The organism is Neisseria lisongii, from assembly GCF_028463985.1.
Classification (GTDB): Bacteria; Pseudomonadota; Gammaproteobacteria; order Burkholderiales; family Neisseriaceae; genus Neisseria; species Neisseria lisongii.
In genome coordinates this window covers 136791-149422 of sequence record NZ_CP116766.1, presented here as the reverse complement: position 1 = coordinate 149422, position 12632 = coordinate 136791, and the positions used below count along the sequence as shown (strand labels likewise).

Annotated in this window: 11 protein-coding genes; 1 reads left to right on the top strand and 10 read right to left on the bottom strand. The window is 52.2% G+C overall.

All coding sequences use genetic code 11. The features are described 5' to 3' along the window. Positions 1-160 precede the first annotated feature (160 nt). Both PJU73_RS00745 and rpsT read right to left on the bottom strand, forming a co-directional pair. Positions 161-1300 carry a phospholipase A gene (locus tag PJU73_RS00745; RefSeq protein ID WP_237090983.1) on the bottom strand — a complete coding sequence of 380 codons (1140 nt, stop codon included), beginning with the start codon at positions 1298-1300 and terminating at the stop codon, positions 161-163. Positions 1301-1436: 136 nt separating this feature from the next. Beyond that, on the bottom strand, positions 1437-1700 hold the full coding sequence (gene rpsT, locus PJU73_RS00740) for a 30S ribosomal protein S20 (RefSeq protein WP_237090982.1): 264 nt from the start codon (positions 1698-1700) through the stop codon (positions 1437-1439). A gap of 319 nt (positions 1701-2019) precedes the next feature. On the opposite strand from rpsT, the gene PJU73_RS00735 reads away from it, so the two are divergent. Continuing rightward, positions 2020-3162, top strand: a complete 1143-nt coding sequence (locus PJU73_RS00735) for an extracellular solute-binding protein (RefSeq protein WP_237090981.1) — start codon at positions 2020-2022, stop codon at positions 3160-3162. A gap of 791 nt (positions 3163-3953) precedes the next feature. Here PJU73_RS00735 and PJU73_RS00730 read toward each other — a convergent pair. The 8 genes from PJU73_RS00730 to PJU73_RS00695 all read right to left on the bottom strand — a co-directional run bounded on the left by PJU73_RS00730 (position 3954) and on the right by PJU73_RS00695 (position 12241). Continuing rightward, a complete protein-coding gene (locus PJU73_RS00730) occupies positions 3954-5216 on the bottom strand; it encodes an NRAMP family divalent metal transporter (protein WP_237090980.1) in 1263 nt (420 codons plus the stop codon). Positions 5217-5462: 246 nt separating this feature from the next. Further along, positions 5463-5597 carry a hypothetical protein gene (locus PJU73_RS00725; RefSeq protein WP_272607451.1) on the bottom strand — a complete coding sequence of 45 codons (135 nt, stop codon included), beginning with the start codon at positions 5595-5597 and terminating at the stop codon, positions 5463-5465. Positions 5598-5683: 86 nt separating this feature from the next. Further along, on the bottom strand, positions 5684-7261 hold the full coding sequence (purH, locus tag PJU73_RS00720; protein WP_237090979.1) for a bifunctional phosphoribosylaminoimidazolecarboxamide formyltransferase/IMP cyclohydrolase: 1578 nt from the start codon (positions 7259-7261) through the stop codon (positions 5684-5686). A gap of 425 nt (positions 7262-7686) precedes the next feature. Continuing rightward, a complete protein-coding gene (locus PJU73_RS00715; RefSeq protein ID WP_237090978.1) occupies positions 7687-8556 on the bottom strand; it encodes a DMT family transporter in 870 nt (289 codons plus the stop codon). 200 nt (positions 8557-8756) lie between these two features. Continuing rightward, on the bottom strand, positions 8757-10013 hold the full coding sequence (locus tag PJU73_RS00710; protein ID WP_237090977.1) for a chloride channel protein: 1257 nt from the start codon (positions 10011-10013) through the stop codon (positions 8757-8759). After that, on the bottom strand, positions 10010-10255 hold the full coding sequence (locus tag PJU73_RS00705; protein ID WP_237090976.1) for a Fis family transcriptional regulator: 246 nt from the start codon (positions 10253-10255) through the stop codon (positions 10010-10012). Before PJU73_RS00705 ends, PJU73_RS00710 begins: the two co-directional genes overlap by 4 nt. Positions 10256-10398: 143 nt before the next feature. After that, complete coding sequence (gene dusB / locus PJU73_RS00700; protein WP_237091059.1) at positions 10399-11397, bottom strand: tRNA dihydrouridine synthase DusB; 999 nt, start codon at positions 11395-11397, stop codon at positions 10399-10401. A 190-nt stretch (positions 11398-11587) separates the two neighbouring features. After that, positions 11588-12241 (bottom strand): site-2 protease family protein, encoded by a 654-nt coding sequence (locus PJU73_RS00695; RefSeq protein ID WP_237090975.1) that lies wholly within the window; start codon positions 12239-12241, stop codon positions 11588-11590. Positions 12242-12632: the final 391 nt, after the last annotated feature.

The window sequence follows — 12632 nt, the reverse complement described above, 5'->3', positions numbered from 1 at the left end:
GCCAAGCATAAGGGGCAATCCGGCGCAATCGACTTACGCCGCTCTGCTTCCCAACCGCCGACCATAAAAACCCTGCGGCCAAGCGAACCATTATACGCATTTGACCGCCAAGAAACGAGTATTTTTAATAAATTTTTCAGCTTTCCCTCTGCGGCCTGCGTTACAGACCGTCGCCCCCGTTAAACATCAAACCGAAGCCCAGACCGTTTTGTTTGTGGTTATAGTCGATCAGGCTCTCGCCATAGCCGTGGAAACCCCGTACCACGCCTTTGAGTTTACCTTTAATCGGAAAAGTATAGGCCGCTTCCACCGCCCCATACCCTGTTTTCGGATTATAACGCAACACCGAATACACGCTGCGCTGATTGTTCAGGCGGTAATGCAGTTTCACATCGCCGTAACCCATATATTGGTTGATGTCGGGATTGTCGTCGTCATTGCCGTTGGGGTCGGTGCGCATCCATACTCTCGGCAACACGGTCAATTTACCCCATTCCATGCCCGCCATGGCGTAAATTCTATTCCACGAACGGGATTCAGGGCGGCTCTGGCCGTTGGACTGGTGGACAAAACCGGCACCGACCATTCTCAATTTACCGCCAAACGGCAAATCGGCTTTCACCGGCTGGGTCAGGAAAATTTCCGGCTCGTAATCGGTATTGCGAAACGGCGCAGACTTGCGGCCTTGGTTGTAAATTTGCCAGTCGGATTTCTGCGTGTAGCCGAACCACAAATCGGCACGGGTTTTGAACAGATCTTCCATAATCTTGCTTTTGAAAGAAATCTGCATTTTGGTTTCCAGCCGTTTTTGGGTTTTGAACCGCTCGGCAGCGGTAACGCCGCGCGAAGGTGATTCGGGCGTATAGTTCGGGCTGGAATGATACCAAACCGGCAGCAGATACATCGGGTTGTGTTCCCGTACACTGAGCAGGCCGGAGGCATTATTGGCATCCAAATCATACAGTTCGCTCAAAGGCGTGTAAGCATCCGCCGCCTCGATTAAATCCTGTTGCGAAAAAATCGGCTGATTTTGGTCGAATACAATGGTTGCCGATTTGCCCTCCAAACTGGCATCGACCGTTTTTTCCAAATCCACCGGCGTTTTTGGGGCAACATCGGGGGATTCGGTAAGCGGCGATTTCGGCGGTAATTGGGCAGCGTAGATTTTGTCGTAACACGCCAAACGCAGGGTATTGTCGGTAATCGAAGTACACGCCAGTGCCGGCGCTTCGCCCCACGCCGCCGATACCGCCGTCAGCAATAATGCACCGGCAGGCAGATAATGTTTCAGCCTGTTCATTCGCAAATCTTTCTACTGCAAGGCAGCCGTTAAGCGCCGCCATTCATATTTCCATACAACAATGCCCCTGAAACTGGAAAGGTTCGTCAGGGGCATTTGGCCGGCTGCGCATCAGGTGCAGCCGATTCTGCAAAAATTAAGCCAAGGCTTTTACTTTGGCAGACAAACGGCTCTTATGACGAGCTGCTTTGTTTTTGTGGTAAACGCCTTTGTCGGCGATACGGTCGATGACTTTAACAGATTCTTGGTAAACTGCTTGAGCAGCAGCTTTGTCGCCGGCTTCAACTGCTTTCAACACTTTTTTAACTGCAGTACGGAAAGCGGTACGCAGGCTGGCGTTGTGGGCACGTTGTTTAACCGACTGGCGGGCACGTTTGCGGGCTTGTGCGCTGTTTGCCATAGTGAATATCTCCTAAAAATAAATTCTGTAAACGCATTATTCTAAAGAGGAACACCGCTTTGTGCAAGTATTTTATCCGCAAATCCGCCAAATCGGCGGATAATTTTACGCAAAAGCCACACTCACCGCCCGAATCACGATTTTCAGACGGCCTCAAAGCCGTTTTAAGGCACGGTATCCGGTTTTTCGGCGTATAAGACAGATTTTGCTTTGCGTTTCATTACACTTACATTACAATAGGCCTGCACTGTGCTGGGGTATTTATGGGGCACAAGTGTTGTTTATTTTTATCCAACCTTTCATCAGGAAAACAACCCGTATGAAAAAATCTGTATTAGCCGTATTGGCCGCATTTTCACTGGCCGCCTGCGGTGGTAGCGAAAACAAAGCCGAACAACCTCAAGCAGGTAGCGAGCCTGCTGCCAATGTTCAATCAGACGCTACCGACACTTTAAATATCTACAACTGGTCCAACTACGTTGATGAAAGCACGGTTGAAGACTTCAAAAAAGCCAACAACCTCAAGCTGACCTACGACTTGTATGAAAACAACGAAGCTCTGGAAGCCAAAATGCTGACCGGTAAATCCGGCTACGACTTGGTTGTACCGGGCATCGCCTTTTTGCCTCGCCAAATCGAAGCAGGTGCTTACCAAAAAGTCAATAAAGACCTGATTCCGAACTACAAAAACATTGATCCCGAGCTGCTGAAAATGCTGGAAAGCGCCGACCCGGGCAATCAATATGCCGTGCCTTACTTCTCCGGTGTCAATACCTTGGCGATTACCGCCAAAGGCAAAGAGCTGCTGGGCGGCCAGTTGCCTGAAAACGGCTGGGATCTGCTGTTCAAACCGGAATACACCAACAAGCTGAAATCATGCGGCATCGCCTTGTGGGATACGCCGTCTGAAATGTTCCCGCTGCTGCTGAACTACTTAGGCAAAGACCCTAAAGGCAGCAACCCTGACGACATCAAAGCCGCAGCCGAAGTCTTGAAAGCCATCCGCCCTGACGTGAAACGCTTCAGCCCGTCTATCATTGACGAGTTGGCACGCGGCGACATCTGCTTGGCGGCCGGTAACGGCGGCGACCTGAACTTGGCCAAAGCCCGTTCGGAAGAAGTGAAAAACAACGTCGGCATCGAAGTACTGACCCCGAAAGGCATGGGCTTCTGGATTGAATCTTGGCTGATTCCTGCCGATGCGAAAAACGTTGTCAATGCCCACAAATACATCAACTACACGCTGGATCCGGAAATCGCTGCGAAAAACGGTATCGCCGTAACCTTCGCCCCTGCCAGCAAACCGGCACGCGAAAAAATGCCTGCCGAACTGGTCAATACCCGTTCCATCTTCCCGACTTCGGAAGATATGCAAAACGGTTTCGTAATGCCGCAAATGAGCAGCGATGCGAAAAAACTGACCGTCAATCTGTGGCAAAAAATCAAAGTCGGCTCAAACTGATTTAGTCCGCCGATAAGCAAAGCCGTCTGAAAATCTGATTTTCAGACGGCTTTAATATGAAGTTCACAGAACACGTGCGTACTGAGGCACGCACGCTACGACACATTCAGCGCCAGCATACCGAAAAGTCGTAGCGTGCATGCCTCAGTATGCACGTGTCCGTTAATATATAGTGGATTCACTTTAAAAGTAGTACAAGGCGGCGGGCCGAAGACAGTACAGGTAGAATTAACCAAAAAAATATTACAACCCAAGTGAACCACCCTTCCCGCCAGCGGGACGGGGAATTGTGTGTAGTGTGCATGCCAAAGCATGCACGTGTTCTCTAAATTCCCCATGAATGCCGTCTGAAAACAAGCATAGCGAGTTTCTGCGCAGCTAAAATCAGATTTTCAGACGGCTTCGATATAAAATGCACAGAACAGGTGTGTGCTTTGGCTCGCACCCTACGAGTGCCAGATTAAATTGTATGGATTATTCAGTTAATCCACTATAGTACGGGACAGGTTTTGTCCGGATTGTTGTTTAATCCGGTTACAAAAACCGTTCTCTTTGAGCTGGGCGAGCCAACGCTGTAATACTTTTAAAGTGAATTCACGATATATAGTGAATTAACCAAATTTCTAGTACACTCCAAACCCAACACGCCCGTTATTCCGACGAAAGTCGGAATAACGGGGTATCTGCAAATCGTATGGATTATTAAACGGATTTACACTATCGTTTTCCCGATTATTTCCCCATAAAAACAGGCAACCGAACCGTTGCCTGTTTTTTATTTATTCCCGCAATCAAGCCAAGATGCCGACGTAGTTCAGGATAAAAATAACCGAGAAGCCGATTAAGTAAATCAGGCCGATAATGCTCAAGGCTTTCATGCCGGTGCTTAAAACGTGTTTTTTATCGTCGCATACCAAACGGTAGTTCAGCCATGCGAACACGGGGGCGGCGAGGAATGCGGTAATCATGGCAAATTTCAACAGTTCTGCCATGGCGCTGTTAAACCACAAAATGATGGCCATGCCGCTGCCGGCTACCCAGATGTCCCATGCAAACAGCTCTTTGCTGCCGACTTCTTCCTGTTTGCGGCGTGCCAGACGCACCGATTCCGAAATGGCACGGGCGTAGCCGTCCACCACGGTAATCGTGGTGCCGTACATGCAGGCAAAGGCGATAAACGCTACCAGCGGACGGGACCAGTCGCCGATGGTTACGGCATACATATTAATCAGCTGGCCGACATATTTGCCGCCTGCCATCTGCACTTCTTCGCCGTTGCCGTATTGCACATACGCACCGAGTGCCAAAAACACCACTGCCAATACGGCGCTGGTAATAAAGCCGACGTTGAAGTCGAAAATGCCGTCGCGATAGCTGGACGGGTTGATTTTCTGTTTTGCCGTTACCCACAGCGAATTGATGGCGGAAATCTCAATCGGTGCCGGCATCCAGCCCATCAGGGCAATCAAAAAGCCCAAGCCTGCCAGATTCCAAGGCGACGGCTCGATGAAGTCGGGCTGCATCTGCATACCGCGCGACATGGCAATGCCCGCCGCCGCCACGGTGGCAATCGTCAGGCTGACGATGATGATTTTGGAAACATTGTCCAAAGCCTTATATTGGCCGCTGACCAAAATCAGCAAGCAGGAAAGCATCACCAGCCCCGCCACCATGCCGGTGTCCAAGGCCAGCCCCGGCAACGCCATTTTCACAATCGCCGCCGTTACAATCGCCACCGCACCGGCATTAATGGTTCCCGCTGCGAAACATAAAATCAGAAACACCCACAGATACAGCCGGCTTTTTTCGGCATAGCCTTCAATCAGGCTTTTGCCGCTGTCGAGCGTATAGTGTGCGCTGAAACGGAAAAACGGATATTTGAACAGGTTGGTCAGGATAATAATCAGCGCCAACTGCCAGCCATAGAGCGCCCCCGCCTGCGTGGACGCAATCAGGTGCGAGCCGCCCACTGCCGCCGAAGCCATCATAATGCCCGGCCCCAGCGCATTCATGCGGCTGCGCCATGTTGAAGTGTGTGAAGAAGATGTGTTCATGATGACCTCCCGCCTTTTCAGACGGCATATAAAATCAGATTGAAAATAATTTAAATAAATCGGCATTTTAGCGTAAATTAATCTTAACACTTTCCATCGCATTAAAATAATCTGCCTGAAATTTTAATACTTTGGTTAAATGCTTCACTAAATGAAGAAATATTATTTCTATATTTCAATAATCTGAAAATCAAAATGTAAAATTGTTTTTATCGTGAACGGGTTATTTTTCAGGCAAATCCGAACTCACCATCTGAACGACTGCGTAATGCCGCCTGCGGCACCATTGTTGGACGCACCGAAAAAACCGCCGGTGCGGGCGTTGCTGCAGGCGGCGAGTATCAGTGCGGTCAAAACGGCGAGAAAAAGATGTTTGTTCATAATGTTTGATTCTTTCATTATTCTAAAGCCAATGCCGTCTGAAAACGCATTTCGGCATTTTCAGACGGCATTCAGACCATCAGCGATTAGTGGCGGAAATGGCGCACGCCGGTAATCACCATGGCGATGCCGTGTTCGTCGGCGGCGGCGAACACTTCTTCGTCCCGCATTGAGCCGCCGGGCTGGATAATCGCTTTAATGCCCTGCTCGGCAATCACGTCCACGCCGTCGCGGAACGGGAAGAAGGCATCGGAAGCGGCACATGCGCCGTGCAAATCCAAACCGGCATCTTGGGCTTTGCGGGCGGCAATGCGGGTGGAATCGACACGGCTCATCTGACCAGCACCGATACCGTAGGTTTGGCCGCCTTTGCCGAACACGATGGCGTTGGATTTAACGTATTTGGCCACATTCCACACAAACAGCAAGTCTTTCAGCTCTTGTTCGGTTGGTTGGCGTTTGCTGACCACTTTCAAATCGGCTGCTCTTAATTGGTGGATGTCCGGCGTTTGCACCAGAAGGCCGCCGCCGACACGTTTCAGCTCGAAGCGGTTGGCACCTGCGCTCAACGGCACTTCCAACACCCGAACGTTTTTCTTGGCGGCGGCGATTTCCAAGGCTTCGGCGGTGAATGCCGGTGCCATCAATACTTCCATAAACTGATTGTCGGTAATCTGTTTGACTGTTTCGCCGTCCACTTCCCGGTTAAACGCAATAATACCGCCGAAGGCGCTGGTGGTATCGGTGGCGTAGGCAAGGCGGTAGGCGGTGAGCGTGTCGGCGGCAACGGCAACGCCGCACGGATTGGCGTGTTTGACAATCACGCAGGCGGGTTCGTCAAATGCTTTGACCGCTTCCCAAGCAGCGTCGGCATCGGCAATGTTGTTATACGACAATTCTTTGCCCTGAAGCTGGCGGTAGGCACTCAGGCTGCCTGCCGCAGGGGCAATATCACGGTAAAACGCCGCCTGCTGGTGCGGATTTTCGCCGTAGCGCATATCCTGAACTTTAACCCAGCTTTGGTTGAATTGGCTTGGGAACAGGCTGCTTTCAGGCTGTCCGCTGAGTTTTTCGTCCGACAGCGCAGTCAGATAATTGGCAATCATACCGTCGTATTGAGCGGTGTGGCTGAAGGCTTTGCGGGAAAGGTTGAAACGGGTTTTGTCGCTCAATGCGCCGTTTACTTCCAATTCGGCGGCCACTGCAGGAAAATCGGCGGTATCGGTTACAATCGCAACATGTTTCCAGTTTTTCGCCGCAGAACGCACCATGGTCGGGCCGCCGATGTCGATGTTTTCAATCGCATCTTCCAGCGTGCAGTCGGGCTTGGCGATGGTGGCGGCAAACGGATACAGGTTTACGCACACCAAATCGATGTTGCCGATGCCGTGTTCTTCCATTTTGGCAACGTGTTCCGGCAAATCCCTGCGGCCGAGAATGCCGCCGTGGATTTTCGGGTGCAGCGTTTTCACACGCCCGTCGAGCATTTCCGGAAAGCCGGTGTAATCCGCCACTTCAATCACGGGAACGCCGCTTTCAGCCAATAATTTCGCCGTACCGCCGGTGGACAGGATTTCCACGCCCAAGCGGTTGAGGGTTTGGGCAAATTCGACCACGCCGGTTTTGTCGGACAAACTGATCAGGGCACGTTTTACGCTTGCCATTTGTATTCCTTTTTAATAAAAAACGGGAAGATATAGTGAATTAACCTAAAAAATATGACACCGCAGCGAGCCACCCTTCCCCTAGCCCCTTCCCGCCAGCGGGACGGGGAACAGTGTGTAGCGTGCATGCCCAAACATGCACGTGTTCTTTAAATTCCACATAAGTGCCGTTTGAAAATAGGGAAAAGGTGGTATGCGTTGTAATACTTTAAAAGTGAATTCACTATTATGATGAATTCACAATAGAGAATGAAAACCGCCGCAAAGCAGCAGGCCGTCTGAAAACGTATCATGCAAACGGCTGCACCCTTAAAACAGGCCGATTTTCCAGCCGCCGCTATTATCCGTTATTTTGCGTTTTTTTGCAGTAAAAATGTTGACAATTTTCAGACGGCCTCTGTTGCCGTTTTCCGTTAAAAATAAGTTTAACGGTTATTTTTTAAGATGATTTTCGGAATCAGCACGGCAAAGAATGTGGCGGAAATCACAATAAAAATGCCGATTCCCGATACCGGCGAAATCCGTTCGCCCAACAGCAGCACCGCCATACACACGCCGAACACCGGTTCGAGCGCCGTCAAGATACCGGACACGTTCGCCGACACGCTGCCGATGCCTTTGTTCCACAAACGGTATGCCAGCCAGCTTGCGCCCACGCCCAAATACAGCAGCGCCGCCATGCCCTGCCAGTTCCAATTAATGCGGTAGCTTTCCGCCAAAAGCAGCGAAAACGGCAAACACAATACCGCAGCCGCCACAAACGAAACGGCGCTAAAGGCCGGTGCGCCGACTTCGGCGATAAATTTCTGCGTCGGGCGGAACACCATGCTGAACGCAAAACCCGACAGCAGCACCAGCAGACAGCCCCGCAAATCAATCCCGCCGCCCGCTTCCGACCCGCCCGCAATCATCACCGCCACACCGGCAAACGCTGCCAGCCCGCACACCCAGTGATACCATGCCGCTTTGTCGCGAAAAAAGAAATGGCCGACAAACACCATCAAAACCGGTTCCAAACCGACGATGGTCGCCGCACTTGCCGCCGAAGTGTATTTCACGCCGATAAACTGCCCCAGCAACACCAGCACATAATTGACAAATACCAGCCACAACAGCGTTTTGCGTTTGTTTTTCGGAATTTTGCCGAAATGGCGGCGGCAAAACGGCAATGCCAGCAAAGCGGCAATCAGCAGCCTCGCTTCCACCATCAGCGCCGGATCGAGCATGGTGTAGGCATATTTCGCCGCCACAAACGAACTGCTCCAAATCAGCAGCGCCGCAATCAGGTAAAGCATTTTGTTCTCCTTTGATTCGCTTTGACAGGCCGTCTGAAAACGGGATTTTGCGCCACTCGGTTTTCAGACGGCCTCGGCGTATTTTTATTTACAACACTTTACCCATACTACGCCGATTATCGTGAATTCACTTTAAAAGTATTACGGCGTTGGCTCGCCTTGCCGTACTACCTGTACTGTCTGCGGCTCGCCGCCTTGTACTACTTTAAAGTGAATCCACTATAGCGGCTTTTCCAAGCCTTTTCGGCGGCAACGGCGGTAGCCATGCCTGCGCACAGCGGCATTAAGAGGGCGGCGGGCGCACGGGTCAGCTCTAAGATAAACACCACGGCGGTCAGCGGCATGTTCATCGACACGCCCAAAAATACGGTTGCCCCGACCACGGCGGCGGTTTCAGACGGCATGTGCGGCAAAAATGTGTTCCACAAAGCGGCGGACGCAAACGCCAGCGTGCTGCCGAGCATCATCGAGGGCGTAATCAGGCCGCCGTATGCACCGGCCGCCAGCGCCAGCAAAACCGCCGCCCATTTCAATGCCGTCAGCGTCAGGCTGCCCTGCCAGTCAATCAAACCGGCAAACACCAGCTGATTGCCCGCTTTGCCGTTGCCCAGAATTTCGGGAACAAACATGCTGATGAAACCAATCGCAACAAATGCCGCCAATGCCAGCGGCACCATGCGGATATTGTCCCGCTTGAGCAGGGGAAACGGTTTGGCCGTACGCTGAAACAGTATTGCCGCACCGCCCAGCAGCGGCCCGACTGCCGCCGCCCACCACAGCAAAGCCTGATTGACTGCCAATTCGGGCAAGGGATATTGCTGCACATCGCCCAAACCGAGGCGGGCCACCGCCGTTGCCAATACCGAAGTGAGCAACGCCGCCGCCACCGCCTGCTGCGTCCACACGCCCAGCAGGGTTTCCAGCACAAACAGCGTTCCTGCCAGCGGCACGTTATACACCGCCGCCAAACCGGCACCGGAAGCGCAGGCAATCAGCAGGCGGGCGCTGTCTTCGTCCAGCCCCAAGCGTTTAATCCACAGCGAGGCAAACGCCGAACTCATTTCCCTCGGGGCAACTTCCCGCCCCAACGGCGAACCCAGCGCCACAGTGATAATCTGCAGCAGCGCATGGCACACGGTTTCGCCAAACGGCAAACCTGCCAGCGGCCGCTTCAAGGCCGTCTGAATACTGACCAGCGGTCTGCCGAAACGCTGCAAAGCCCACCAGCCGCAGCCGACTGCAACCCCGCAGCCTGCCAACACCGCCAAACGCCGCAGCGGTGCGGCCTGTTCTGCGCCCTCCCGAAAAGAAATAGGCGTTCCGTCTGCCCCGAATGCGGTATAGCCGTAGGCGTGGTGCTGGATAAAGTGCATCAGTTCGGTCAGCACCATGCCGACCACGCCGCCGACAATGCCGGTCAGCAGCAGCGCCGCCCATAGTTTCTTCTGCTGCGTCATACGCCCAACATACCGTATTGCGCCAGCTTTTTACGCAGCGTATTGCGGTTCAGCCCCAATACGGCGGCGGCTTTGGATTGATTGCCGCCGCATTGCGCCATCACGCATTCGAGCAGCGGCTTTTCTACTTGGGTCAGCACCATATCATATACATTGCACGGCGTTTCCCCCTCCAAGGCGTGAAAATACTGCTGCAGGTTTTGGGTAATACATTGAGCGATATCGACTGTTTGCGTATTCATATTCGGTCTTTCTGTTGGATTTTGAGATTTCAATAATGAATGATGAGATTGTAAAAAAATATGGATATCAATATTTTGCGCAAACGCAATATATCGGTTTTCAGACGGCCTCGGCGGTATGGCGGACACGCTGTTCAGCTGGTTTACCGATAGCTGCACGGCCAAGAATCCGTATATTCCGGCAAGCGTTCCAAATAAGCCGCCAAAGCATCATATTGGGCGGCGGCTTCGTCCACCGTATTTATCGCCCGGCGGGCGGCTTCGCCTTCGGGCAAAGCGCCGATATACCAGCCGATGTGTTTGCGGGCAATGCGCACACCGGCATAGTCGCCGTAAAAATCGTGTATCGCCCGCAAATGGTCTAAAGCAGTTTGGCTGCATTGTGCCAAATCCAAAGGCGGCGGCAATTCGCCGTGTTCCAGAAAATATTTGATGTCCCGAAACAGCCACGGCCGCCCCTGCGCACCCCGCCCGATCATCACCCCGTCGGCAGCGGTTTGCCGCAACACAGCGGCGGCTTTTTGCGGCGACGTGATGTCGCCATTGACCCACAACGGGATTTTCAGACGGCCTTTCACCTCGGCAATCAAATCATATTCCGCCTCGCCCCGATACATCTGCGTACGGGTACGACCATGTACCGCCAGCGCCGCAATGCCGCTCTCTTCGGCGATTTTGGCAATCACCGGCAGATTTTTATGCTCATCATGCCAGCCCAAACGGGTTTTCAGGGTAACGGGAACGTCCACCGCCGCCACCACCGCCTGCAAAATCGCCGCCACCAAAGGCTCGTTTTGCAGCAACGCACTACCCGCCTGCACATTGCAGACTTTTTTAGCAGGGCAACCCATATTAATATCAATCACCTGCGCCCCCAACGCCACATTATAACGGGCCGCCTGCGCCATCTGCTCAGGAACACTACCGGCAATCTGCACCGCCACCACCCCGTTTTCACCACTGAAATCACTGCGGCGCAAAGTTTTACGGGTATTTCTCAACGTCGGATCACTGGTCAGCATTTCCCCAACCGCCCACCCCGCGCCGAAATCACGGCAGAGTTTGCGGAACGGTTTGTCGGTAATCCCCGCCATCGGCGCAAGCGCAACCGGGCAGGCAATGGAATAATCGCCGATTTTCATCATGGTAACGGAACAGAAAGGCAAAAAGGGTAGGGATTGTACAATTTTTAAGCAGTTTTTCCAATCTTTAGCGACAGGGAAAATGGAAAAAACAGAGCATTCGGACAATCAAATTAAAACAAAAAAACCAAGTCGTCTGAAAATTAAGTTTTCAGACGGCCTTACTTTAATGTTTGGAATATTGAACAAACTATCCGCCGAGCAGGCTGACCAGCAAGCTGACGAGACCGACAATCAGGGTGTAGAGCGGTTGGATAATGCTGCCCAGCAGGCCGCTGATGAGCAACAGGATAACAATCAGCGTGCCGTATGGTTCGATTTTGCGGTATTGTTGCGACAAGTGGGCGGGGAGGAAGCTGTCGATGATGATGCCGCCGTCCCACGGTAAAATCGGTAACAGGCTCAGGGCGGTCAGTACGGCGTTGATCTGCACGCCGTATTTTGCCATTTCGCCCAAAGGATATTGGAAATCGGTCGGGGCGTGCGGCACCAGCACCAAAATCAGTCCCCAGAAAAACGCCATCGCCAGATTGGCCAGCGGGCCGGAAGCCGCCACCCAGCGCCATGCCAGACGGGTGTTGCGGAAATTGCGCGAATCGATGGGAATCGGTTTGCACCAGCCGAACATAAACGGTGTGAGCATAAAGGTGAACAGCGGCACGATGATGGTACCGACGATGTCGATATGCGGCAACGGGTTGAAGGTTAGAAAACCGTGCTGCTCGGCGGTCGGGTCGCCCCAATGCCTTGCCATATAGCCTTTTGCCACTTCACGCCCGACCAGCGCCAGCAATACCGGCAACACGGCCAATAAAAAGATGCCTAAATCGAATTTTTGAAACATATTTTTTATTTTTCCTGATTTGAGGCCGTCTGAAAATGTGCAGGGCGTATTTTCAGACGGCTTTATTTTTAACAATCATAGTAAATCAACCGAAAAAATATGACACCACATCGAGCCACCCTTCCCCTAGCCCCTTCCCGCCAGCGGGACGGGGAACAAAGTGCAGGTGGACCAACTTAGCTTGTCGCCCACCACATATGACGACTGTCATTAGCTTGCCGATTTGTACAAAAAATTCGGTATTTTGACTATAGTTATATTTTTTCCAAACAGCTTATTCCAAATCTGTTTGGTCTTGTTTTTTTCGTCAAACTGCCAGATTATCTCATCAACCGAAACGGTTTTTGCCGATTGTTTCGGGAAAGTAAACAGCGGTTTGCCGTAGCGGCTG

Excerpts from the sequence above, each read along its gene's own strand:
- PJU73_RS00745 (WP_237090983.1), bottom strand. The coding sequence starts at position 1,300 with ATGAACAGGCTGAAACATTATCTGCCTGCCGGTGCATTATTGCTGACG.
- rpsT (WP_237090982.1), bottom strand. The coding sequence starts at position 1,700 with ATGGCAAACAGCGCACAAGCCCGCAAACGTGCCCGCCAGTCGGTTAAA.
- PJU73_RS00735 (WP_237090981.1), top strand. The coding sequence starts at position 2,020 with ATGAAAAAATCTGTATTAGCCGTATTGGCCGCATTTTCACTGGCCGCC.
- PJU73_RS00730 (WP_237090980.1), bottom strand. The coding sequence starts at position 5,216 with ATGAACACATCTTCTTCACACACTTCAACATGGCGCAGCCGCATGAAT.
- PJU73_RS00725 (WP_272607451.1), bottom strand. The coding sequence starts at position 5,597 with ATGAACAAACATCTTTTTCTCGCCGTTTTGACCGCACTGATACTCGCC.
- purH (WP_237090979.1), bottom strand. The coding sequence starts at position 7,261 with ATGGCAAGCGTAAAACGTGCCCTGATCAGTTTGTCCGACAAAACCGGC.
- PJU73_RS00715 (WP_237090978.1), bottom strand. The coding sequence starts at position 8,556 with ATGCTTTACCTGATTGCGGCGCTGCTGATTTGGAGCAGTTCGTTTGTG.
- PJU73_RS00710 (WP_237090977.1), bottom strand. The coding sequence starts at position 10,013 with ATGACGCAGCAGAAGAAACTATGGGCGGCGCTGCTGCTGACCGGCATT.
- PJU73_RS00705 (WP_237090976.1), bottom strand. The coding sequence starts at position 10,255 with ATGAATACGCAAACAGTCGATATCGCTCAATGTATTACCCAAAACCTG.
- dusB (WP_237091059.1), bottom strand. The coding sequence starts at position 11,397 with ATGAAAATCGGCGATTATTCCATTGCCTGCCCGGTTGCGCTTGCGCCG.
- PJU73_RS00695 (WP_237090975.1), bottom strand. The coding sequence starts at position 12,241 with ATGTTTCAAAAATTCGATTTAGGCATCTTTTTATTGGCCGTGTTGCCG.